The sequence below is a fragment of the Methylobacter svalbardensis genome, assembly GCF_037671525.1.
Lineage (GTDB): Bacteria > Pseudomonadota > Gammaproteobacteria > Methylococcales > Methylomonadaceae > Methylobacter_A > Methylobacter_A svalbardensis.
In genome coordinates, this window is sequence record NZ_JAWPOH010000043.1 from 1 (window position 1) to 21250 (window position 21250).

Consider the following 21250-nt stretch of genomic DNA (forward strand, 5'->3'; position numbering starts at 1 on the left):
ACTCAAATCTCCATAGTCCATCGCCTGTCGTGACCAGCCTTAGTATATCCCGCGATTTCCTCCCTCGAGGCTTGTCAGGCGCCTGCCCACTAGGATCTGTGGCATCTTGCAGTCCTACGCAGGAGGGGCAGGCATCTGACAACCCTTAACAGAAAACCGACCTTAGGCGCAGACAATCCAGCCCGCGATATTGATCTACCGTGGATAACCTCTCCCGGCGACATCGTCATTTACAGCATGTTCCGCATAATATTCGCTGCATTCTTTTTCGCGGCCCCGAACCACCCGCTGGCCGGTTGCAGGGCCTCGCGTTTCGGTGACAACGGTATGCTGGCCCTCGTGGTGACTATCATCGTAAAAATAAATCACCACCCAGTCATTGACGCGATCCAGCTGGTGAGCGCGCTCGGTATTCGAATATAACGCGGTAAAATGCCAACCCTTCCTGCTCGCATGCAAGATGGGCAGCCAGGCTTCGCCGGTCGGGTTGAAGCGTTTCGGCGCTATGGTCGGCAGCTCTCCGGCTTGCGCTTTTTTGCGGTATTGTTCGTCTATTTTCAACAATAATTCGACCGGCGGCTCGGCAATGGTTTGCTGCGCTTCGAAACGCGGACGGCGATAACCCAGGACATGGGCAAGCCAGGTTTGCACCAAAGCGATTTTTTTGGTGCTGAAGCCGGGGACTTTGTTTAAGCGGCCGTTATGCGCCGCCAGTTCCAGGGTTTCCAGGGTGTCGATATGCAGCGTTTCTATGATCCGGTGCGCCGACCTGGGGCCGATGCCCGGAATCTGTTCGAATAACGCGATGGGATCATGCCCTGACTGCAAGCTTTCCAAGCGGCTCATACGTCCGGTCATTACGTATTCGTTAATGGATCTGGCAATGCCTTCGCCGATTCCGGGCAGGTCCAGCAACGCCGAAAAACCCTCGCGCCCCAGTAAATCCTCGACCGGTTCGGCCATGGTGTCGACGGTCTTGGCGGCATTCAGATAGGCGCTGACCCGGAAAGGATTGGCTCTCTGCTTATCCAGTAAGTCGGCGATTTGGCGCAGTTTTGCGGCGATTTCTTTATTGGTTATCATCTTGCACAAGACCTCATGTTGATTGAATTAGCTGTTGCTTTAGCAACATCAGCGCATCTTCTATCTGCCTGCCGGTTACATCGATGCCATGGCGCTGCTTGAGTTGCTGTTGCAGCAAGGCCGTGTCGGCATTATCGAGCCGCATTTTCGCAAGCATGCTGGATAAATCCTCATTAACCGCCCAGGGATAGATCAGCCATCGCCATTCGCTGACCGTTTCGACGTAAAAGTCGGGAATATAGCTGGAAACGGTTTTGAGGTGCATGGCGGCTGTGCGCATTTCGATCGCCTTGCCGCAGTGCCGGAGATGTTCGACGCCCACGGTAAAGGTATCGCCGCTATCGCAGACATCGTCCAACAGCAGGACGTTTCGTCCGTTGATGTCGGCATTTAACGGGTACTTAACATAGGCCTGATGCTGTTTATAAGCGCCTTGATAATGCTCGATTTTGAAGGCGGTCAGATCATGGATGTCGAGCATGTCCGACAAAAGCCGTCCCGGTATATAACCGCCTCGCGCTACGGCGACGATGACATCGATCCGGAAATTTGCCTGGCGCAATTTTTGAGCCAGTCGGCGGCATAAACTGTAGACATCTTCCCAGGTGATCAGAGTACAGGGTAATTCTTCATTCATATCGAAACCTCGGGCTTATCGGCAATAGTCAAGGGGACGATTCCGGGCTTTAATGCATTGCGTTCGCCAACCGGCATAACATTAAAAACAGCCCGTTAGTCATTTCTGTAAACGGCTCATAATCGAGCTTATCCGGCGTATCCTGAGCCGTATGGTAATAGGGGTAACGGTAGAAAGCGGTATCGGTAATCATCAAAGCCTTGTAACCGTGCCGCCAAAACGCCAGCTGATCGCTCAAGGACACTCCCGGCACAATGGCCGGAGCGGCGATGGATTGCACCGGAAAATCCGTCGCCGACGAAAACGCCCGAACACAGTCCCGCAAGATGTGCCGGGAGCGCAAGTTAGAAACAAACGCAATAAAGTTACCGGTATCGGGATAAAAATGCTTCAGTAAAGGCGGATAAGTTTGGCTGCCTCGCTGGTTCCGATAATAGCCTATGGTCTCCAGCGAGATCATAAAACGTATCGGATCACCGCGTTGCCTGGCGGCTTTGGCATATACCATGCTGCCCATGCCGGGCCAGAAGAAAAAAGGCGGCTCTTCGTTCACAAAAGCGACAAAACGCAGGCTGGTTTCAGGCGCAACATTCTTGAACAGGCGGGAAAGTTCCAGCAACGCTGCAACGCCGCTGCCGTTATCGTTAGCGCCCGGACTGCCAAGGACTGAATCATAATGAGCGCCGATCAGAATGACATCGTTGTTGCGGCTGTTACCGGTGCGGGTAGTTTCAAGATTGGCGCATTCGATACCGTGAGCGGTATAAGTCTGCTTACGGACGTCATAGCCTTGCCGCTGCCATTCTTGGGTAATATAAGCCTCCGCCGCATGGAGCGCTTCCGGATGAAAAATATTATGCTCGCCGATGTTACCGGCAAGTTCATAGACATGTGTGCGTAAGCGCTGAATTGAAATTTCGTTCATGTTTCTGTGCCGACAAAGTTAAAACGAAAGTTGGCAAGAGCTCCGGCGATGTTCGTATCAAGCTGGGGATTGCCCGTGTTACAAAGCAAAAAATTGGCTCTGAGCTGACGACAACAAAACATTGGACCGGACCCACTTTAAGTCTACAGATTTAGCATCGGTACATGTCGGTAAATTTTACGTAGCTAAAGCCAGTTCTTTTTCTTGAAAAACCTCAGCAAAAATAATGACACGCCGATAAATACCGCCCACAATGCCGGGTAGCCCCATCTCCATTTCAACTCCGGCATGTATTCGAAATTCATGCCGTAGACCCCGGCGATAAAAGTTAACGGTATAAAAATGGACGCAAACACGGTCAGTATTTTCATGGTTTCGTTCATTTTGTTGCTGACGCTGGATAAATAAATGTCCAGCATACCGGCAATCAAGTCCCGGTAGGATTCCATGGCTTCTGCCACGCGTATGACGTGATCGTAAATATCGCCGAAGTAGCGTTTGGTTTTGTCATTAAGCAGCGGCGAATCGCTACGCTGAATGGAGGCCAGCAATTCCCGTAGCGGTGATACGCTTCGGCGTAAAAAAATCAATTCGCGCTTGATTTTCTGGATGGTGTTCAGGGTTTGCGCCGATGGATTGGACAGTAATTCATCTTCAACATTTTCAATCAGTTCATCGAAGGTGTCTTGCAGGGAAAAATACTCATCGACTATAGTATCCATGATGATATAGGTTAAGTAATCCGTGCCAAGATTTCTGAGATGACCTTTATCGTTGTTAAGTCGGTTAAAAATCGGGTCGAATAGCGCATCCGGTTTTTCTTTAAAAGTAAAAACGAATTTGTTTAACAGTAACAAACTGACTTGTTCATATTCCACATTGAATTCATCAGCTAGCGCAATCGCTTTGATGACAATATATAAATAATCGTCAAATTCCTCGAATTTTGGGCGTTGGTGGGTGTTAAGAATGTCTTCAAGCACTAGCACATGAATATCGAAATGCTGTCCGATCGCGTCAATAATTGAAACATCTTTTAGGCCGTCGATAATCACCCAGGTGACTGTATCGGTTGTTTTATAGGGCTGCAGCTCTGCAATGGTTTTGATGGTGCGTTGGGTTAGCGTTGATTTATTGTAATCAATGACGGTGATTTTATGTTCGTGTTCATGTACCTCGCCGACATGCACCAGAGAGCCGGGCGGCAAACCTGATTTTTCGGAAGCATAACTCAATGATCCAGACATGGTTTATCCTTTTTGATAAATATTTTTATTCGGCGGGCCTATTCAAGCATAATGGCACACATTTTACCGATGTTCCGGCCGTTGTTTGGGCATAGTATAACTTTAGAATCAGGCTTTACACAGATGATAGATAAACCGATGTTGGGCTGGCGCGAATGGGTGGCCCTGCCGGAACTTAAGCTGGCGAAGATTAAGGCGAAAATCGATACCGGGGCGCGCTCGTCGGCTTTGCATGCGTTCGCTATCGAGCCTTATCGAAAGGGCGGTCAACGCTGGCTGATGTTTGCGATTCATCCTTTGCAAAAACGTTGCGATGTGATGATTGAATGTCATGCTCCGGTTAAAGACCGGCGTCTGGTTATGGATTCCGGCGGACATAAACAGCGTCGTTATGTGATAGAAACCCAGTTATTTTTGGGGCAGTCAGTGATCAGGGCTGAAATGACCTTGACCAATCGGGACAGCATGCGTTTTCGTATGTTGCTGGGACGTACTGCGATGGATACCCGGTTTATTGTCGATCCTGGCGCTTCGTATCTACAGGGTAAACCCGATACGCTTGAATACCAGCGATTGCTGGAACGGGGAAAACCATGAGCAAGAAAAACAAGACTGCGTTTGTCTGTGATCAGTGTGGTGCCGATTATCCACGCTGGGGCGGACAATGTACCAGTTGTGGTGAATGGAATACTATTAAGGAAATCAGGCTGGGCGGAGCAACGACACAGCGTAATAGCCGTACGGCAGGTTATGCCGGAAGCCGATCGGAGGTCAAATTATTATCGGATGTTAATCTTTCCCAGGCGGAGCGGATTTTTAGCGGCATTTCCGAATTCGACCGCGTTCTGGGCGGAGGGATAGTCTGCGGCAGCGTGGTGCTGATCGGCGGAGCGCCTGGAGCGGGCAAGAGTACGCTGTTGTTGCAGGCTATTGCCAATATTGCTGCGCGTGGCGTCAGCGTGCTGTATGTTTCCGGCGAAGAGTCGCTGCAACAGATTGCCGAACGGGCGCACCGGCTCAAGCTGCCTGCGGACAAAATCATGATGCTGGCCGAAACGTCGGTGCAGCGAATCTGCGATGTGCTGGATGAGGTCAAACCGCAAATTCTGGTCATAGACTCGATCCAGGTGATGCATACCCAGGATACGGAATCGGCGCCGGGTTCGGTTTCTCAAGTCAGGGAGTCGGCCAGTTATTTGACCCAATATGCCAAAAAGCATGATGTGTCGATATTTATGGTTGGCCATGTGACCAAGGATCAATCGCTGGCGGGGCCGATGACTTTGAGCCACATTGTCGATACCCAAGTGATGCTGGGATCTACCGATGACGCCCGATTCAGGGTGTTGAGAGCGGACAAAAACCGCTTCGGCAGCGTCGGTGAATTGGGTTTTTTCGCGATGGATAGTACGGGGCTTAAAGAGGTTAAAAATCCCTCGGCGATGTTTTTAAACCGGCCGGATAAGCCTTCCTCGGGTAGCGTGGTGACGGTGCTGTGGGAAGGGACGCGGCCGCTGTTGGTGGAAATTCAGGCGCTGGTGACCGAATGTCAGTATGGCAACCCCCGGCGACTGGCGGTGGGCTTCGATCAAAACCGTCTGGCGATGCTGCTGGCTGTACTATCCCGGCACGGCGGCATTTTTACCGCAAATGATGAAATTTATGCCAATGTGGTCGGCGGCATTAAAGTGACGGAAACCAGTTCCGATTTAGCTATTGTGGTGGGCGTTGTTTCTAGTCTGAGAGATAAGGTGATTCCGCATGATGTGTTTTTTTTCGGGGAAATCGGCCTGAGCGGTGAAATCAGGCCGGTAGCTAATGGTCATGCACGACTTAATGATGCGGCAAAACACGGTTTCAAAAAAGCGGTGATACCGAAGGCCAATGTGCCTAAAAAATCGATTGATGGGCTGGAAATTCACGGAGTCTCTACGCTTTCGGAGGCGTTGGATATTCTTTCAGAGATGTGAGAGTGAGGCGAAAGGCGAAGGACTGGAGAGTGTTTTTCGCCTTTCGCCCTTTGCCTGATGTTACTCGCTTAACGCCAACAAATCCCTTTCCAGTAAGGCGCTGCTGCCGAGATTGAGCTCAACTAAGCGGCGTAGTTCAGAGATGCTGTCTATATCGATGTGTTCGCATTTAAAGCCTGCCTTGTCGCCTACAACATGCATGGCGGTCAGCTCCATTTTTATTTGGGTTTCTTCGGATAACGGCAAGGTGAGGGTGTAGAGTTTTTCCTGATCTTGTTGCCAGGGAAGTTTAAAGCCTAATAAACAGCCTTTTAAGGACAGATCAATAATTTCGCAGCCCCAGGTTTTTCCTTCGCAGCTTAAGGTGGCTTCACCCGCAAAATGAATGCGGTGAAAATGGCGGTTATCGTTGTTTTCTATGGGATGCATGGATTTAATTCAAAAAGAATTGCAGGGATGTGTTGTTGATAACCAGCACATCATTCGTGTTCAGTTTTAGCAATCTATCGTCCAAGGGTTCATTGTTTACGGTTATCGTGCCGCTGTTTTCCAATACCGAAACGAAATACCCCTCTTTTCTCTTTGATATCGCAATAACACCGTTGCCATCATTATGGCCAAGTCGCGTCATGGCGTTTTTTAACGGCAGGATTTTACCGATATTAGTGCCGTTCATGACTTGCAAATTGGCGGCGGGACTATGCAATTCGCGGTCAATTTCCTGATTAAGTGATTTTACGTCGTCAATAAGGCCATTATTGAATGCGGTGGGAAATTCTATAGATTCTGCGGTATTGAAAAGGATGGCATGCTTGCCCATTGAGATCATGTCGTTGTTGTTGAGATTGCAAGCCTTGATTACTTCACCGTTGATGATTAGCGGGAATCCATCATTAAGTTGCTTGATAGCGCAGGCATCGTCACGAATAATGATGACGGCGTGTGCGGGGGCGACTGCCAGGCTGTCTATGGTTAAGTCATTGGTTTCATCGCGCCCGATATGCACAACACCGTTTTCAAACAGGCCTGAATGGATTGCTTTATCTTTAAAAAAAACAGTGAGTTTTGCCATTATCGCGGTAACACATCTTTAAATGAGTTTTAATTATAGACGGTATTATTTTAGTTATTCAAGAAATTCCATTTTTTGGCTTATCGCTTATTCGGTATTGTGATAACGGTTTATTTTATCGGTAAAAATTTAACCAGTTTAACGCTATTCTCATCCCGTTTTATGATCTCCAGAGGATATCCATGCAGTTTGATACTGGTTCCGGTCTCGGGTATGGTTTCCATAAACTCAATGATAAGCCCGTTGAGTGTCTTTGGCCCTTCCGTAGGAAGCGCCCATTGTGTGACGCGGTTTAATTCCCTGATGGTAATATTGGCGTCAACCAGATAGCTACCGTCACTTTGGACTCTTACGGCGATATCGTCGGTGATCAGCTCCCCTACTATTTCCTGAAGCAAATCATCCAACGTAACCAGTCCCTGGACATCGCCATATTCATCGACTACCAGGCCTATGCGGATTCTTTCATGCTTAAAGCGATGCATTTGGTTGTGCACCGGGGTGCTTTCAGGGATAAACGAGGGTTTATCCAGACAGTTAATGAGGGTTTGCTTGTCAAAATCCTGCTGATTAAGCAGTACCAGTATTTTTCTTAAATGGATAAAACCGATAATCCTGTCGATGCTGGTTTTATAGACGGGCAATCGGGTATGCGGGCTGGTTTTTATTTGAGCAATGATGTCTTCAATCGGCATTTCAAGGTCAATGCCGATAATTTCATTGCGCGGCGTCATGATGTCTTCAACAGTCGCCGATTCCAGTTCGAGGATGCCCATCAGCATTTTTTGGTAGCGTATCGGCATTAAGCTTTCTGCATCGCTAATAATACTTTTTAATTCGTCTTTATTGAGTGCGTCATGGCGGTTTTTTTTGACATCGACACCGACTATGCGGAGTAACAGATTAACAAATAAATTGACGAACCAAACCACAGGATACAGGATTTTTAGTAAGGGGGTGTAAATCCAGGCGGCCGGGAAGGCAAACGGCTCGGGTTTAATTGCGGCAAGTGTCTTGGGTGTTACTTCCGAGCAAATAAGCATTACGATAGTCAAAATTCCGGCGGCGATAGCGACACTGGATTCTTCATCTGCGTAGAGTTTAATGGCGATGACAGTCGCTATCGATGAAGCGAAATTATTAACAAAGTTATTACACAGTAAAATTAAGCCGAGCAAGCGCTCCGGTCTTTGCAGTAATTGATGTGCTTTGATGGCACCGGAATGATTTAGTTTAACCAGGTGTTTTAAACGATAACGGTTTAATGTCATCAAGGCCGTTTCCGAGCCGGAGAAAAAAGCGGAAAGAATAAGCATGGCGGCAAGTATGCCAAACAGCATACTAAGGGGTATATCGTTCAAAGAAAGTGTACTCTGGGGTTGTGAAAACAACTCTAGTGTCTATGATGAGAAATTTTTGTCAAGCCTGGATGTGAGTTATAGGTTGATTTATTTGTGTAAATCACATTAAAAAGATCTTAGAACAGTATGAAATAAAAAGAATTTTGACATGATGATGATTCGATGCTTAACTTTGACAAATAGCTAGGTCGGGTGATGAGCCGCAATTAGTATTGCGGAAGGCGTAAGGTTAATCTAAATGGCCTCAATGTGAGTAATGAGTGTAAAAATATGGCGTTGCCGCGTATTTTGTTAATTGACGATAATAAAGCAAGAATCCAACAACTGGAGACGGTTTTTCAGTTTATGGGATACAGGATAGAAACCGCAGGTTCAGTGGATTATATATCTTGTTTTAGCGAAATTGATCAGTTGTGTGCTGTTTTTGCCGGTGATGGCATTGAAAGACAAGCAGCTGTGCTCACTGATATTGTGGGGCGGGCGAATAATGTCCCGGTTATTTTGTTAATTAACAAAGGAACACTGCTCCAGGTTTCTACCGCAATTACTCATAGCGTATTTCAAGTGTTGGAATGGCCGACTACGTATCCTGTGTTGAAACCGATACTCGATAAACTGTCAGTATCCGGCATGCAAAGGTCTTTTACGGTGCGTGAAGCATCCGATCGTCGTTCGTCTTCAGTTGAGCGGCTAAAAGGTAAGAGTCAGGCTATTGTCGGTATTCGTAAGTTGATTGACCAGGTTGCAGAATCCGATGCGACGGTGTTAATTCTGGGCGAGTCAGGAACTGGCAAGGAAGTGGTTGCCCGCGCTTTGCATGATGCTTCCTTTCGAAGAGACAAGCCGTTTGTGCCTATCAATTGCGGCGCGATCCCGGGTGAATTGCTGGAAAGTGAGCTGTTTGGGCATGAGAAAGGGGCGTTTACCGGCGCTTTAAGCGCCCGGCAAGGCCGTTTTGAAATGGCGGAAGGCGGAACTCTTTTTCTGGATGAAATTGGTGATATGCCTCTGGCTATGCAGGTCAAGTTATTGCGCATTTTGCAGGAACGCACCTTTGAGCGCGTAGGCAGCAACAAAACCCTGCATTGCGATGTGCGGGTTATTGCAGCAACACACCGATTTCTTGAAAATGAGATAAAAGAAAACCGATTTCGGGAGGATCTGTTTTATCGTTTAAATGTTTTTCCTATCGAATTACCGGCGTTAAAGGACAGGGCTGAAGATATTCCGCTGTTAGTGAATGATCTTATCGCTCGTATGGAAGCTTCCAATCGCGGCTCGGTGCGACTGACCAATGCCGCATTGGCGGTGTTGATGCTGCATGAATGGCCGGGTAATGTCAGGGAATTGGCGAATTTGATTGAACGTCTGGCTATTATTAACCCTAAGGGGCTCGTCGAAGCGGCTGATTTACCGGAAAAGTTTCAACGATATCATGTTGTTGAGCCATTATCTGAACAAATAATTGATGCTACAGAGGCGATTAATACAGAAGAAGATGACGCTCAGTCCGAGCAACTTGAAGTTGTCGGTGCTTTTGATGGATCATCTACCGCATTAGCGCAGTTACCGGAACAGGGTATCGATTTGAAAGAATATTTGAATGTTTTAGAGGTCGATTTGATACGTCAGGCGTTGAGCGAATGCAATGGGGTGGTGGCTCATGCCGCCAAACGGTTAAATATGAGGCGCACAACGCTGGTTGAAAAATTACGCAAATATGATTTTCAACGTTAGGAAGTCAATTTTCTGTCATCTTATTCTCAAGGTCTTGAACAGAAAGTGAATTAATATTTGGTCTGGTTTTTGCTTGATTTTTATTAGTCAATTTACGTTGTAGAAAACCAAAGCGATTAGATATGAATACTCAGAAAAAGCAGAAAACCGAACAGCTTACCGATGCGTTTCGTATTTTTAACGAGCTATCCCAGAATTTATCTGTTTCTTACCAAGGACTGGAAGAGCAAGTTGCTAAACTGCACGGTGAGCTTGCTTTCGCCCATAGTGAGCGACTCAAGACCCTTGAAGAAAAAGAAAAACTTGCCAGCCGTTTAGAAAAAATATTGGCAGCGCTTCCCGCTGGCGTCATTGTGTTGGATTCGGACGGAAAGGTCGTAGACTGCAATGCGGTAGCGATGGATTTTTTAGCTGAGCCGCTGATTGGTCAGGATTGGTTCGACGTTGCTGTTCGTAGCCTGATTCCCGTCGTTGGCAACCATCATGAGCGACAGTTGATTAATGGTAAACGGGTAAATATGACCATTAGTAGAGAGGTTGCCTGCAATGCCCCGACTGATTCCGGACAAATTATTTTGTTATCGGATGTCAGTGAAATGCGTAACCTGCAAGATATGCTCAATCAGCAAAAGCAGTTATCGGCCATGGGGGAAATGGTGGCGAGTATGGCGCATCAGGTCAGAACGCCGTTGGCGACAGCAATACTCTATGCATCGCAAATGAGTAGTCCGGCGCTGGATAATGAAAGGCGGCTGCGGTTTTCACAAAAAATTCTTGAACGTCTGCATTATCTGGAAAGGCAGGTTAACGATATGTTGATTTTTGCCAAAGACGGACGCTTGGCGATGGAGACTTTTTCCTTGGTCGAGCTGTTAAATCATCTCAGGGAAGCGGTGAAAGAATATACCGATAGCGGCGGAATTGATTTGCAGATTATTAATGAGGCACAAGATGACGCTATGTTGGGTAATGAAAATGCCTTGCGCGGCGCGTTGCTTAATTTATTGAATAATGCGGTTGATGCGGTAGGCCAGTCTGGATGTATACAAATATCGGTGGTTCAGCTTGATAGTTTTGAGCTGCGGATAGTGATTAAGGATGATGGGCCAGGCATTAACCAGGAGCTGTATCAGCGGATTTTTGAACCGTTTTTCACCACCAAGACCCGCGGTACCGGATTGGGTTTGGCTGTCGTAGACAGTGTGGTGCGGGCGCATGGCGGTCATGTGCAGGTTGAATCGGTTCTGGGGCAGGGCGCTGTTTTTTCATTAGTCCTGCCTTGTATACAACAAGTATTTAGTTTGCCCTCGGGTTCCCACGCTCCTGCGTGGGAACCCATACCGGACTGCATTCCCACGCAGGAGCGTGGGAACGAGAATCATCAAAGCTACGATCAGAGAGGTCATGAGTCATGAAACAGTATGATGTGTTGGTTGTCGAGGATGATCTGTCGTTATGTGAAGCGCTTTGTGACACCCTGGATATAGCCGGTTATCGTGTGGTTTCTGCTCGTAATGGTACTGAAGCATTACTCAAACTGGAACTTGGTAAGTTTAAACTGGTTGTTAGCGATGTGCAGATGCCGGTTATGGACGGCTTTCAGTTGTTAAAAAATATGCAGTATAAATATTCGGAAACACCGGTGCTGTTGATGACGGCTTTCGGGACCATTCCCAAGGCAGTTGAAGCTATACAGGCGGGCGCATCCGATTATCTTATCAAACCATTTGATGCACAGGCGCTGGTCAACAAGGTGGCTGATTATGTGGTAGCCAATCCGGCTGCGGCCAATACAGCGGAAAATCAGCGAGTCGTGCAAGACGAAAGCATGAAAAAACTCTATGCGCTGACAGCTAAAGTCGCTAAAACCGATGTTACCGTGTTGTTGCAGGGCGAGAGTGGAACGGGTAAAGAGGTTGTTGCCCACTATATTCATCAGAATTCAACGTACCATCGCGGGCCTTTTATCGCAGTGAATTGTGCGGCTATTCCTGAAAACATGCTGGAAGCGATGTTGTTCGGTTATGAAAAAGGCGCCTATACCGGAGCGGTTCAGTCCATGCCGGGAAAATTCGAGCAAGCCCAGGGCGGTACCTTATTGTTGGATGAAATTGCCGAAATGGATTTAGGCTTGCAGGCAAAATTATTGCGGATATTGCAAGAAAAGGAAGTCGAGCGTCTGGGCAGCCATAAAAAAATCAAACTCAATGTCAGAATTTTGGCGGCCACCAATCAGAAGCTAAAAGAACAGATGGAGCGGGGATTGTTCCGTGAGGATTTGTATTATCGTCTCAACGTGTTTCCTATTAATATTCCGCCGTTACGCAACAGACCAGGCGATATTTTGCCGCTGGCGCAGGACTTAATGCAGCGCCATAGTATAAGCGGCCAAATTGTGCCTGAATTTGACAGTCAGGCTGTTGAGAAAATGCAGGCTTACAGCTGGCCTGGTAATGTCAGAGAATTGGATAATGTGGTGCAGCGGGCTCTTATTTTGCGGTCTGACGATAAGATTACTGTTGACGATTTGGTGTTCGAGGGTTCCGGTTCGATGATGGCGATACGGACTTCGTTCGAGGCCGTACAGACGATGCAGACAACGCTTGTAGATGAAAAACCCGAGATCGGCGGTTTGGGTGTAGGGGTTCGGTCTGCCGAAGAAAGCATTATTTTGCAAACCTTACAGATGGAAAACGGCAGTCGCAAGATAACGGCTGAAAAGCTGGGCATTAGTCCCAGAACGCTTCGCTATAAAATGGCGAGGATGAAAGATTCGGGTGTAATTATTTCATGCTAAAATGTGGCATTGAAAATGCTTTAAATTCTGTACTATTAAGAATGTAAGAGGACCTTCCCATGAGTGAGATGAATGTAAATCAAGTTTTGGCTCAGATGCGGGCAATGTCACTTGAGGCCGGCAGCAGTAAAGTGCCGGAAACAGGTGGAGGCGGCGCTGATTTTGCGGCAATGCTAAAGCAGACCATCGGCGCGGTTAATGATACCCAGCAAACTTCCGTAAAAATGACGGAGGCTTTTGAGACTGGCGATACTAACGTAAGTCTCGCTGAAGTTATGGTGGCTTCGCAAAAGGCTAGTGTTTCATTTCAGGCCATGCTACAGGTCAGAAATAAATTAGTTGAAGCCTATCAAGATGTCATGAATATGCCAATGTAGTTCGGCAAACTGTGATTATAAAATGAGCGAACAGAGCGGTAATAGTTTAATTGAGGCAAAACGCCGGAATGAGTCAATGGCGACGAGCAAGGGGCACCTTGAGGGTGAAGCGTCTCATATTTTAGCGGCCAAGGTCGATGCGCATCCCGCCATTAAAGGTTTGGCTGGGCTGACTATAGCGCGTCAACTGGGGCTGATGCTGGGTCTGGCCCTTAGTGTTGCTATGGGTGTTGCTATTGTTCTATGGTCGCAGGAACCTTCTTATGGGCGCTTGTATTCCGACATTGGTGAAAGTGATGTGACGGAAATTCTTGAAATTCTCAATAAGGAGTCTATCAAGTATAAAGTCGAAAGCGGCTCTGGAGCCATTATGGTGCCGATGGATGACGTGAGTACAGTAAAACTCAAATTAGCGGCTCAAGGATTGCCCAGAAGTACCAGTACGGGATACGAGCTGCTGGATAAAGATCAGGGCTTCGGTACCAGCAAAAGTGTAGAAATTATGCGTTTTCAACGAGCCCTGGAAGGTGAGATTGCGCGGACTATTATGTCCATCCAGAATATAAAGACGGCCAGAGTGCTGTTAGCCATCCCTGTACAGTCGGTGTTTGTCAGGGAGCGTAAGAACCCCAGCGCTTCGGTCATGGTTAATTTATATCAAGGCAGGTCGCTGGATAAAGGCCAGGTCGAATCCATTATTCATTTGGTTGCATCCAGTGTGCCGCAACTGGATGCAACTCAAGTGACTGTCGTCGATCAAAAAGGCCGGCTGTTAAACAGCAATGACTCATCAGTGGCAGGTAATTTGACGTCCAAGCAATTCGAATATAAGAAAAATATTGAAGAGCATCTGATGGGGAGGATTCAAAATATTTTGTCGCCTTTGGTTGGCAGCGACGGAATGCGCGTGCAAATTTCAGCAGATGTGGATTTTACCGAGACTGACAGAACCCAGGAAATGTTCAATCCGGATTTGCCGGCTTTAAGAAGCGAACAAACATCGGAAGAACAAAGTACGTTGTCCGTTACTCAAGGTGTTCCCGGCGCGTTATCAAATCAACCTACTCCTGCAGGTGTGGCTCCGGAAACAATACCCGCAATACCGGCAGCATCAGCTGCGCCGGGTTCGACGGCAGCAAGTTCGGCTGCCTCGCCCGGTTCGGCTGCAAAAAATGCCACCAGAAATTACGAGTTGGATAAAACCATTACTCATACCCGATTAGCGACAGGAGGGTTGCGCCGCTTGTCCGTGGCTGTGGTTGTTGATGATCGGCATTTACTCCAGAACGATGGTACGTTTAAAGCGCAGTCTTATTCTCAGGAAGATGTTAATCGTTTTAGTGATCTGATAAAGCAGGCAGTAGGTTTTGATAGTAGTCGGGGCGATCAGGTTACCGTCACTAATGTGACTTTCAAAATGGACGAACTTATTGAGGCATTGCCGGCAATACCTGTTTGGGAGCACGGCTGGTTTCTTGATCTTATGAAACAAGCTGCTGCGGTGTTGGCCGTATTATTCCTGCTTTTTGGGGTGTTGCGACCCACGATGCGCAGTCTTGTCGGTCGGGATATAGAAGAGAAAAAATCCGTAGCTCTAGCTGAGGCGCAAGAAAAGGCAGCCGCTATAGGGGGGGCTGTTCGCTTTAATGAACAAGGTGTGCCTGTCGCTGTAGCGACCGGTCAACAAAGCGTAAGCTTTTCGATGCCCAATGAAATGGAAATGCAGGATCTGCTGCTATTGGATGTGCCTCAGAGTTACGAACATCGCTTGGAATATGTGAAGAGACTGGTCGATGATGATTCGAAAATAGTCGCGCAAGTTATTAAATCATGGATTAAAAAAGATGGCTAAGGCACCAGCAAAAGAGCTAACCCAGGTTGATCGTGCCGCAGTATTGTTGTTGGCGTTGGGAATGGATAGGGCCGCGCTCGTTCTAAAGCACATGTCTCCCCGAGAAGTGCAGGTTTTAGGTATCACGATGGCAAGCGTGGGGGAGATTTCCATAGAGATGATGGATGAAGTGGTTGAGGGATTTATTGTCTCGGTAAAGAGGCAGACTGCTCTGGGGATGGATACTGATGAGTATATCCGTACCGTATTGATCAGTGCTTTGGGTGCAGATAAAGCGAACAGTATCCTTGATCGAATTTTACAAGGTGGTAACACCAAGGGGATTGAACAGCTGAAATGGATGGATACCCGGTCGATTGCAGACATGATCCGGTTGGAGCATCCTCAGATTGTCGCGACCATTATGTCTTTAATGGAAAGTGAGCAGGCAGCGGATGTGATAATGTTTTTGCCCGAAAGTATGCGTTCTGATTTGATGATGCGGATTGCAACGATGAAAGGCATACAGCCAGCCGCCCTGCGTGAGTTGGATCAAATTATGGAGCAACAATTAACCGGTTCTGATAATGTCAAATCAACAAATATCGGCGGTGTTGATGCGGTGGCTAATATTTTAAATTTCCTGGATGGCGGTGCTGCCGATTTAGTCATGTCCGGAATTGCCGAGCACAGGTCGGAATTGGCTCAGGAAATTCAGGAGAAGATGTTTACCTTTGAAGACCTGACTACGATTGATGAAAGAGGTATGCAAACCTTGTTGCGTGAAGTTTCAACCGGACAATTGTTGCTGGCGTTGCGGGGTGTGGGTAGTGAGCTTAAGGAAAAAATATTCAGCAATATGTCCAAACGGGCAGCAGAAATGCTGCGTGATGATTTGGAGGCTTCACCGCCCGCTAAGATAAGTGAGGTGGAATTAGCACAGAAAGATATATTGATTATTGCTAAAAAACTAGCCGATGCGGGCGAGATACAAATGGGAGTCGGTGGTGATGAACTCATCTAAGGCGCCAAGATTCACAGCCTCCGAACTGGAATCGTTAAGATTATGGAGTCTGCCGGACGTCTCCGGAGCAGAGCTGTCTAGGGAATCGGAGACGGTGGAAATAGAGGTTGAGCCGACGCCGATTTTAACGGTTGATGAAATTGAAGCCATGCAAAAACAGGCGTATGACGAAGCCTTTGCGCAAGGTAAGATGCACGGTTTTCAGCAAGGTTTTGACGAGGGATCAAAAAAAGGCTATGAGGACAATTTGCACTTGTTGCAAAGCCAAGCGGCGACACTGGTCAGTCTTTTGGAGTCCTTAAGCGAACCGTTTAAATCGCTAGATGAAGAAGTGGAAAAAGAGCTGGTTAAACTGACTATCGGTATCGCAACGCAAATAATACGTAGGGAAATTAAGTTGGATCCAGGACAAATCGTGGCTGTTGTTCGGGAAACCATCAATGTCTTGCCGCTGGCGTCACAAAAGATCAGTCTGAGATTACATCCTGAAGATGCCGAACTAGTGCGTTCCGCATTAGCGCTGGATGAAATGTCACCCAGTTGGAACATAGTTGAGGATCCGTTAATTACCCGTGGCGGCTGTAAAGTCGATACTGAAATTTCACATGTTGATGCAACTGTAGAACATCGATTGGCTGCTGTTATCTCGGCTATATTGGGTGGTGAACGGGAGCACGACTGCCGGGGTTCAGGAGCCGTTATCGACGACTCCAGGGATGGAGGAGGTACGACCCCACGGACGGGGGAGGTAGAGCAACGCATGGAGCGGTTGCCGAGAGCACCAAAAGTAGGCGCTTTAGGCGACGCAGGAGCAGTTGCCGAGGATAAAAACGAGTGATTCCGGATGTAGATCGGTCACAGATTTGGCTGGCTAAATTAAAACCCTATTCCGAAAGATTAGCTGAAGTACCTGAGCTGATTGTCGAAGGCAGACTTTCCCGTATGGTAGGGTTGACGCTGGAAGCGGTCGGTTGTCGAGCAGCTATTGGTTCCCGCTGTCGAATTGAAACTAAGAATGGCAGGATGATTGAGGCAGAAGTCGTGGGTTTTTCCGATGCACGCATTTTTTTGATGCCGACCGCAGAAGTTCATGGATTGGAACCGGATTGTCGGGTCATTCCCATGGGTAAAAATAGCTTGGCTAGAGTGGGTTTCGGTCTATTAGGACGCGTGCTGGATGGTGCAGGCAATGCGCTTGATGACAAAGGCCCGCTTAAAACCGATGCACTGATTTCGCTCAATGGTGTGCCGATCAATCCGTTGTCGAGAAAGCCGATTCGTGAGCCGCTCGACGTTGGAGTTAGGGCAATAAATTCGATACTCAGCGTTGGGCGCGGACAGCGTATGGGCTTGTTTGCCGGCACCGGCGTAGGGAAAAGTGTATTGCTGGGCATGATGACCAAGTTTACCAAGGCAGATGTTATTGTGGTCGGCCTGATTGGCGAGCGGGGACGAGAAGTTAATGAGTTCGTACTGAAGACCTTGGGTGAAGAAGGGCTTAAAAGAGCTGTGGTGGTGGTCTCGCCTGCGGATTGTCCGCCTTTGATGCGCGTTCATGCGGCGCTATTGTCAACCAGCATTGCCGAGTATTTTCGTGATCAGGGGCTCGATGTCTTGTTGTTGATGGACTCATTAACGCGGTTTGCCCAGGCGCATCGTGAAATTGCTCTGGCTATCGACGAGCCGCCGGCTACCAAGGGCTACCCGCCTTCAGTTTTTGCCAAGTTGCCGCATTTGGTTGAGCGTGCCGGTAATGCCGATCACGGCGGAGGATCTATCACCGCCTTCTATACGGTTCTGGCCGAAGGCGATGATACTAATGATCCTATTGCCGATGCGGCTCGAGGGGTGCTGGATGGGCACGTCATATTGTCCAGGAGCTTGGCCGAATCGGGGCATTTCCCGGCCATCGATATAGAGGCGTCAATCAGTCGGGTTATGCCGGACATTATTGATGCCGGCCATTTGCAAATGGCGCGGGAGTTAAGGCGAATGTATTCACTTTATCAGCAAAACCGCGATTTAATCAGTGTCGGTGCATATCAGCCAGGATCAGATCCTAGAATCGACAAGGCCATTGAAAGAAATCCGGCGATTTTAGATTTTTTGCAGCAGGACATGGATGAGCCGGTTGATATGGAACGGAGTTTACAGGAGTTGGCCTTATTATTGGGTGTAAACAGACCGACCACCGGCTGATGCTCAAACCTCTTATACAAGGGACATAAGTGAAAAAATCGCAGCGCATTAAAACCATAGTAGATATTAAGGCGACGCAGGAAAAAAACGCTTTGGAAGTACTGGGTGCCGTTCAGAGAAAGCTGCTAACGATGGAGACTCAGGTCGACGGCTTAAAGAATTATCGGCGGGAATACCAGGATAGATTTGACCTGTTAGGCCGTAAGGGTGTCAATATCGCGCAGCTTCTGGAGTTTAGATCGTTTATTGATAAGCTTGATAAGGCAATCATTGGTCAGGAGCAAGTGTTGAGATCAATTGAAGCTGAATTAATGGCCAAAAGAAAAATCTGGGAAGGGCTGCATCAGAAAACCCAAAGTTTGCAGAAGGTTTGTGATTCAGCTTTGGTGGTGGAAATGAAGCAGGAAGCTAAGCGTGAGCAGCTGGAGCAGGATGAGCGAGCATCCAGAGCCGGTCGTAATAATGCAGGTGGCACGGGGAATGCTTAGTAATCGATAACGACACCAGGGGAATTGATTGTGAATATAGAAAATACAAGTTTATCATCTTCGGCGCTAAGTAACGGTACGGTTGAAGGCATGTCGCCACCTTTGGCTGATGGTGGAGTTAGTTCCGAAGGCTTCTCCAGTGCATTGGTTGCGCAGATTGAGTTGTTGAGCAATATGAAAACCGAGGGTCCGCTGTCTCTACAGACATCGGATGTTGCTGTTTTGGAAAATGTCGGCGATGTTGTCGGTTTGCCGACGGATAATGTTGATACGCAAGATTTTGCCGTTTTATTAGGCAATGATTTGCCGTCGTCATACAAAACAAAAGTTGACGTTGAGCGTGAAGCTGCCTTGGTTGCGATAGCCGACACATTAAAATATATCGCCGTGGGCACTACTGCTGGAGAAAAGGCGGCAGTGGCTGAGCAGAACATGAACGATGTGATTGCAATGGCTGTTCCGGCTGAGCAAAACCTGACAGATGCGGTCGCTGAAGCCGAGCAAAGCCTGAAAGACGTTGTTACGAATGCTTCGGTTCAAACGGGTTTGAAGCCTGCAATTGATAAGTCTGGTGAGAAGCAGGTTAAAGGCGAGGCTCAAATAACGGGTATTGAAGATAATCGTGGAAATGAAGGGGGGGCAGTCATCATCCTTCCCGTGGTTGTGCCGGTTGAGCAAGGAAAGTCAGTCAATAATTTGACGCCTGAAGATGTGATTAAAGAGGGTGGGTTGCCATCTTTTATAAAGCCATTAATGGAGGGTGCTAAGCCGAATCAGTCTGCGAAAGCTCCCGATGATACGCCGCGGAGTGAAGCTGTTTTTGGTCAGGCAGATCAGGAAAAGCAGGGCTTTGATTTAAAATACGTTGGGAATGTAGGGCAAGCGGAAATGACTGGGCGGGGGGAGTTGCAGACCTTAAGTTTAGAAGGGGAGAAGGCCTTACCTCGAGTTGGATCGGACATAATGCCACTTAATAGAACGGTTGTTGACAATAAAACAGATGTTCCAGCAATAACCAAGCCGCTATCGCATCCGGAATGGAATAAGGATTTAGGTGAGCGGATCGTGTGGATCAGCAGCAGGGCGATACCCTCGGCAGAAATCAGATTGAATCCACAGCATCTTGGTCCCATATCGGTTCGTGTTGATGTGGCTGATAATCAGGCAACTGTTGTTTTTACAGCTCAGCATGCGGCTACAAGAGAGGCTCTTGAAGCATCCATTCCCAAATTACGGGAAATGATGGGTGCTCAGCAGGTTGACTTGGTGGAGGTGAATATTTCCCAGGGCACTACGTCAGATCAGGGGCGTCAACAATCGCAAAAATCCGCACAAGCCGCTGATGATCGGGGGCAGGGTGAGGCGGGCACCGCCAGTGATGGGGTTGATGATATAGAGCTGGAAATTGAAAACGGACGGGCTGTGGTCAGCAAGGGCTTGTTGAGTATATACGCATAGGCTAGGTAGCTTAACCCGATAAACCAAGCTATGAGGATTTATTAAAAGCTGGGGCAAAACCTTTTGGTAGTCATCAGGTGACAGACAGATTCGCGCGCTAGCAACGAATGTACTGTCTGCGTGCGTTATTTGGCTATTTTCCAGGATTAGTGCTGTTTCTGATGTTACACTTTTCAATAGCTGAAAAAACATTTATAATGGGCAGTTCTTAGGGGCTATAAGCTCCTCCTTGCTTTACCATCTTTATAAGACAGAGGTGGGAGGCTTAACCGAAAGGAAAAATCATGCGACATTATGAAATTGTCTTTTTAGTCCATCCAGACCAGAGTTCACAGGTTCCTGCGATGATTGAACGTTATAAATCAACCATCGAGGCCGCATCCGGCAAGATTCATCGCTTGGAAGACTGGGGTCGTAGACACCTGGCTTACCCAATTAATAAAATTCATAAAGCGCATTATGTGCTGATGAACGTTGAGTGTGATCAGCCTACCTTGGAAGAGTTAGAAAGCGGCTTCCGATTTAATGATGCTATTTTGCGTAGTATGACTTTATTGCAAAAAGCAGCTATTACTGAAGCATCTATCATTGCCACGTCAACAGCCGAAGAAAATAAAGTGGCTGAATCAAGAGCCAAAGATGCCGCGGCCAGAGAAGCAGCAGCGGCTGTGATTGACGCCGAAGGCGAAGCTGACGATGTCGACGAAGACTTTGATGCTGGCGAAACTACTTCTGAATAACACTTTTAACACTTGGATTTACGAGAATTATTATGGCACGTAACATTAGACGCAAAAAATTCTGCCGATTCAGTGCAGAAGGTGGAACAGCAATTGACTATAAGGATCTGGACTTGTTGAGTGATTACATCACTGAAACCGGTAAAATCGTTCCCAGCCGCATTACAGGAACCAGCGCCAAGTATCAAAGACAGTTGGGTGTTGCAATTAAACGGGCTCGTTTTATTGCATTGTTGCCTTTCTGCGACGCCCACAAATAATACGCTGGACGATCAGTGGGCTTTTTAGCGGAATACATTATGCG

At 47.7% G+C, this 21250-nt stretch carries 21 protein-coding genes; 14 read left to right on the forward strand and 7 right to left on the reverse strand.

The genetic code is table 11. The features are described from left to right. Nucleotides 1–195: 195 nt before the first annotated feature. The 4 genes from RW114_RS14635 to corA all read right to left on the reverse strand — a co-directional run bounded on the left by RW114_RS14635 (nt 196) and on the right by corA (nt 3892). A complete protein-coding gene (locus RW114_RS14635; protein ID WP_340123500.1) occupies nt 196–1083 on the reverse strand; it encodes a helix-hairpin-helix domain-containing protein in 888 nt (295 codons plus the stop codon). A gap of 13 nt (nt 1084–1096) precedes the next feature. Beyond that, nucleotides 1097–1720, reverse strand: coding sequence for a phosphoribosyltransferase (locus RW114_RS14640; RefSeq protein WP_340123501.1), 624 nt, complete (start codon nt 1718–1720; stop codon nt 1097–1099). A 49-nt stretch (nt 1721–1769) separates the two neighbouring features. After that, entirely contained in the window at nt 1770–2645 is an 876-nt protein-coding gene (locus tag RW114_RS14645; protein WP_340123502.1) for a M28 family peptidase, read from the reverse strand. A 185-nt stretch (nt 2646–2830) separates the two neighbouring features. Continuing rightward, nucleotides 2831–3892: a magnesium/cobalt transporter CorA gene (gene corA, locus RW114_RS14650; protein ID WP_340123503.1), complete on the reverse strand. Its 1062-nt coding sequence runs from the start codon at nt 3890–3892 to the stop codon at nt 2831–2833. A gap of 123 nt (nt 3893–4015) precedes the next feature. Here corA and RW114_RS14655 point away from each other — a divergent pair, with 123 nt between their 5' ends. Further along, nucleotides 4016–4489 carry an ATP-dependent zinc protease family protein gene (locus RW114_RS14655; RefSeq protein WP_340123504.1) on the forward strand — a complete coding sequence of 158 codons (474 nt, stop codon included), beginning with the start codon at nt 4016–4018 and terminating at the stop codon, nt 4487–4489. After that, nucleotides 4486–5862 carry a DNA repair protein RadA gene (gene radA, locus RW114_RS14660; RefSeq protein WP_340123505.1) on the forward strand — a complete coding sequence of 459 codons (1377 nt, stop codon included), beginning with the start codon at nt 4486–4488 and terminating at the stop codon, nt 5860–5862. The genes RW114_RS14655 and radA overlap by 4 nt, the downstream gene beginning before the upstream one ends. A gap of 60 nt (nt 5863–5922) precedes the next feature. On the opposite strand, the gene RW114_RS14665 is transcribed toward radA, so the two are convergent. The 3 genes from RW114_RS14665 to RW114_RS14675 form a co-directional block, all read right to left on the reverse strand. After that, nucleotides 5923–6291, reverse strand: a complete 369-nt coding sequence (locus tag RW114_RS14665) for a PilZ domain-containing protein (RefSeq protein ID WP_340123506.1) — start codon at nt 6289–6291, stop codon at nt 5923–5925. Nucleotides 6292–6295: 4 nt separating this feature from the next. Further along, nucleotides 6296–6934 (reverse strand): FHA domain-containing protein, encoded by a 639-nt coding sequence (locus RW114_RS14670; RefSeq protein ID WP_340123507.1) that lies wholly within the window; start codon nt 6932–6934, stop codon nt 6296–6298. A 110-nt stretch (nt 6935–7044) separates the two neighbouring features. After that, on the reverse strand, nt 7045–8295 hold the full coding sequence (locus tag RW114_RS14675) for an HlyC/CorC family transporter (RefSeq protein WP_340123508.1): 1251 nt from the start codon (nt 8293–8295) through the stop codon (nt 7045–7047). 270 nt (nt 8296–8565) lie between these two features. Between RW114_RS14675 and RW114_RS14680 the strand changes: the two genes are divergently transcribed. The 12 genes from RW114_RS14680 (at nt 8566) to rpsR (ending at nt 21206) form a co-directional block, all read left to right on the forward strand. Next, entirely contained in the window at nt 8566–10032 is a 1467-nt protein-coding gene (locus RW114_RS14680; protein WP_340123509.1) for a sigma-54 dependent transcriptional regulator, read from the forward strand. Nucleotides 10033–10154: 122 nt separating this feature from the next. Then, nucleotides 10155–11447 carry a sensor histidine kinase gene (locus RW114_RS14685; RefSeq protein WP_340123510.1) on the forward strand — a complete coding sequence of 431 codons (1293 nt, stop codon included), beginning with the start codon at nt 10155–10157 and terminating at the stop codon, nt 11445–11447. Continuing rightward, nucleotides 11444–12829 carry a sigma-54-dependent transcriptional regulator gene (locus RW114_RS14690; RefSeq protein WP_340123511.1) on the forward strand — a complete coding sequence of 462 codons (1386 nt, stop codon included), beginning with the start codon at nt 11444–11446 and terminating at the stop codon, nt 12827–12829. Before RW114_RS14685 ends, RW114_RS14690 begins: the two co-directional genes overlap by 4 nt. A 59-nt stretch (nt 12830–12888) precedes the next feature. After that, nucleotides 12889–13206, forward strand: coding sequence for a flagellar hook-basal body complex protein FliE (gene fliE, locus RW114_RS14695; protein ID WP_340123512.1), 318 nt, complete (start codon nt 12889–12891; stop codon nt 13204–13206). A 22-nt stretch (nt 13207–13228) separates the two neighbouring features. Next, on the forward strand, nt 13229–15058 hold the full coding sequence (fliF, locus tag RW114_RS14700; RefSeq protein ID WP_422614821.1) for a flagellar basal-body MS-ring/collar protein FliF: 1830 nt from the start codon (nt 13229–13231) through the stop codon (nt 15056–15058). Next, nucleotides 15051–16061: a flagellar motor switch protein FliG gene (fliG, locus tag RW114_RS14705; protein ID WP_340123514.1), complete on the forward strand. Its 1011-nt coding sequence runs from the start codon at nt 15051–15053 to the stop codon at nt 16059–16061. Before fliF ends, fliG begins: the two co-directional genes overlap by 8 nt. Further along, nucleotides 16048–16899, forward strand: a complete 852-nt coding sequence (locus RW114_RS14710) for a flagellar assembly protein FliH (RefSeq protein WP_340123515.1) — start codon at nt 16048–16050, stop codon at nt 16897–16899. The genes fliG and RW114_RS14710 overlap by 14 nt, the downstream gene beginning before the upstream one ends. Further along, nucleotides 16896–18260, forward strand: coding sequence for a flagellar protein export ATPase FliI (gene fliI / locus RW114_RS14715; RefSeq protein ID WP_340123516.1), 1365 nt, complete (start codon nt 16896–16898; stop codon nt 18258–18260). The genes RW114_RS14710 and fliI overlap by 4 nt, the downstream gene beginning before the upstream one ends. 29 nt (nt 18261–18289) lie before the next feature. Beyond that, nucleotides 18290–18748: a flagellar export protein FliJ gene (gene fliJ, locus RW114_RS14720; RefSeq protein ID WP_340123517.1), complete on the forward strand. Its 459-nt coding sequence runs from the start codon at nt 18290–18292 to the stop codon at nt 18746–18748. A gap of 30 nt (nt 18749–18778) precedes the next feature. Beyond that, nucleotides 18779–20206 (forward strand): flagellar hook-length control protein FliK, encoded by a 1428-nt coding sequence (locus RW114_RS14725; protein ID WP_340123518.1) that lies wholly within the window; start codon nt 18779–18781, stop codon nt 20204–20206. A 284-nt stretch (nt 20207–20490) separates the two neighbouring features. Next, on the forward strand, nt 20491–20946 hold the full coding sequence (gene rpsF / locus RW114_RS14730) for a 30S ribosomal protein S6 (RefSeq protein WP_340123519.1): 456 nt from the start codon (nt 20491–20493) through the stop codon (nt 20944–20946). Between the two features lie 32 nt (nt 20947–20978). Further along, nucleotides 20979–21206: a 30S ribosomal protein S18 gene (gene rpsR, locus RW114_RS14735; RefSeq protein ID WP_292556395.1), complete on the forward strand. Its 228-nt coding sequence runs from the start codon at nt 20979–20981 to the stop codon at nt 21204–21206. Nucleotides 21207–21250 lie beyond the last annotated feature (44 nt).

Bases quoted from the DNA above. Each gene is read 5' to 3' on its own strand.
- RW114_RS14635 (WP_340123500.1), bottom strand. From the start codon at position 1,083: ATGATAACCAATAAAGAAATCGCCGCAAAACTGCGCCAAATCGCCGAC.
- RW114_RS14640 (WP_340123501.1), bottom strand. From the start codon at position 1,720: ATGAATGAAGAATTACCCTGTACTCTGATCACCTGGGAAGATGTCTAC.
- RW114_RS14645 (WP_340123502.1), bottom strand. From the start codon at position 2,645: ATGAACGAAATTTCAATTCAGCGCTTACGCACACATGTCTATGAACTT.
- corA (WP_340123503.1), bottom strand. From the start codon at position 3,892: ATGTCTGGATCATTGAGTTATGCTTCCGAAAAATCAGGTTTGCCGCCC.
- RW114_RS14655 (WP_340123504.1), top strand. From the start codon at position 4,016: ATGATAGATAAACCGATGTTGGGCTGGCGCGAATGGGTGGCCCTGCCG.
- radA (WP_340123505.1), top strand. From the start codon at position 4,486: ATGAGCAAGAAAAACAAGACTGCGTTTGTCTGTGATCAGTGTGGTGCC.
- RW114_RS14665 (WP_340123506.1), bottom strand. From the start codon at position 6,291: ATGCATCCCATAGAAAACAACGATAACCGCCATTTTCACCGCATTCAT.
- RW114_RS14670 (WP_340123507.1), bottom strand. From the start codon at position 6,934: ATGGCAAAACTCACTGTTTTTTTTAAAGATAAAGCAATCCATTCAGGC.
- RW114_RS14680 (WP_340123509.1), top strand. From the start codon at position 8,566: ATGGCGTTGCCGCGTATTTTGTTAATTGACGATAATAAAGCAAGAATC.
- RW114_RS14685 (WP_340123510.1), top strand. From the start codon at position 10,155: ATGAATACTCAGAAAAAGCAGAAAACCGAACAGCTTACCGATGCGTTT.
- RW114_RS14690 (WP_340123511.1), top strand. From the start codon at position 11,444: ATGAAACAGTATGATGTGTTGGTTGTCGAGGATGATCTGTCGTTATGT.
- fliE (WP_340123512.1), top strand. From the start codon at position 12,889: ATGAGTGAGATGAATGTAAATCAAGTTTTGGCTCAGATGCGGGCAATG.
- fliF (WP_422614821.1), top strand. From the start codon at position 13,229: ATGAGCGAACAGAGCGGTAATAGTTTAATTGAGGCAAAACGCCGGAAT.
- fliG (WP_340123514.1), top strand. From the start codon at position 15,051: ATGGCTAAGGCACCAGCAAAAGAGCTAACCCAGGTTGATCGTGCCGCA.
- RW114_RS14710 (WP_340123515.1), top strand. From the start codon at position 16,048: ATGAACTCATCTAAGGCGCCAAGATTCACAGCCTCCGAACTGGAATCG.
- rpsF (WP_340123519.1), top strand. From the start codon at position 20,491: ATGCGACATTATGAAATTGTCTTTTTAGTCCATCCAGACCAGAGTTCA.
- rpsR (WP_292556395.1), top strand. From the start codon at position 20,979: ATGGCACGTAACATTAGACGCAAAAAATTCTGCCGATTCAGTGCAGAA.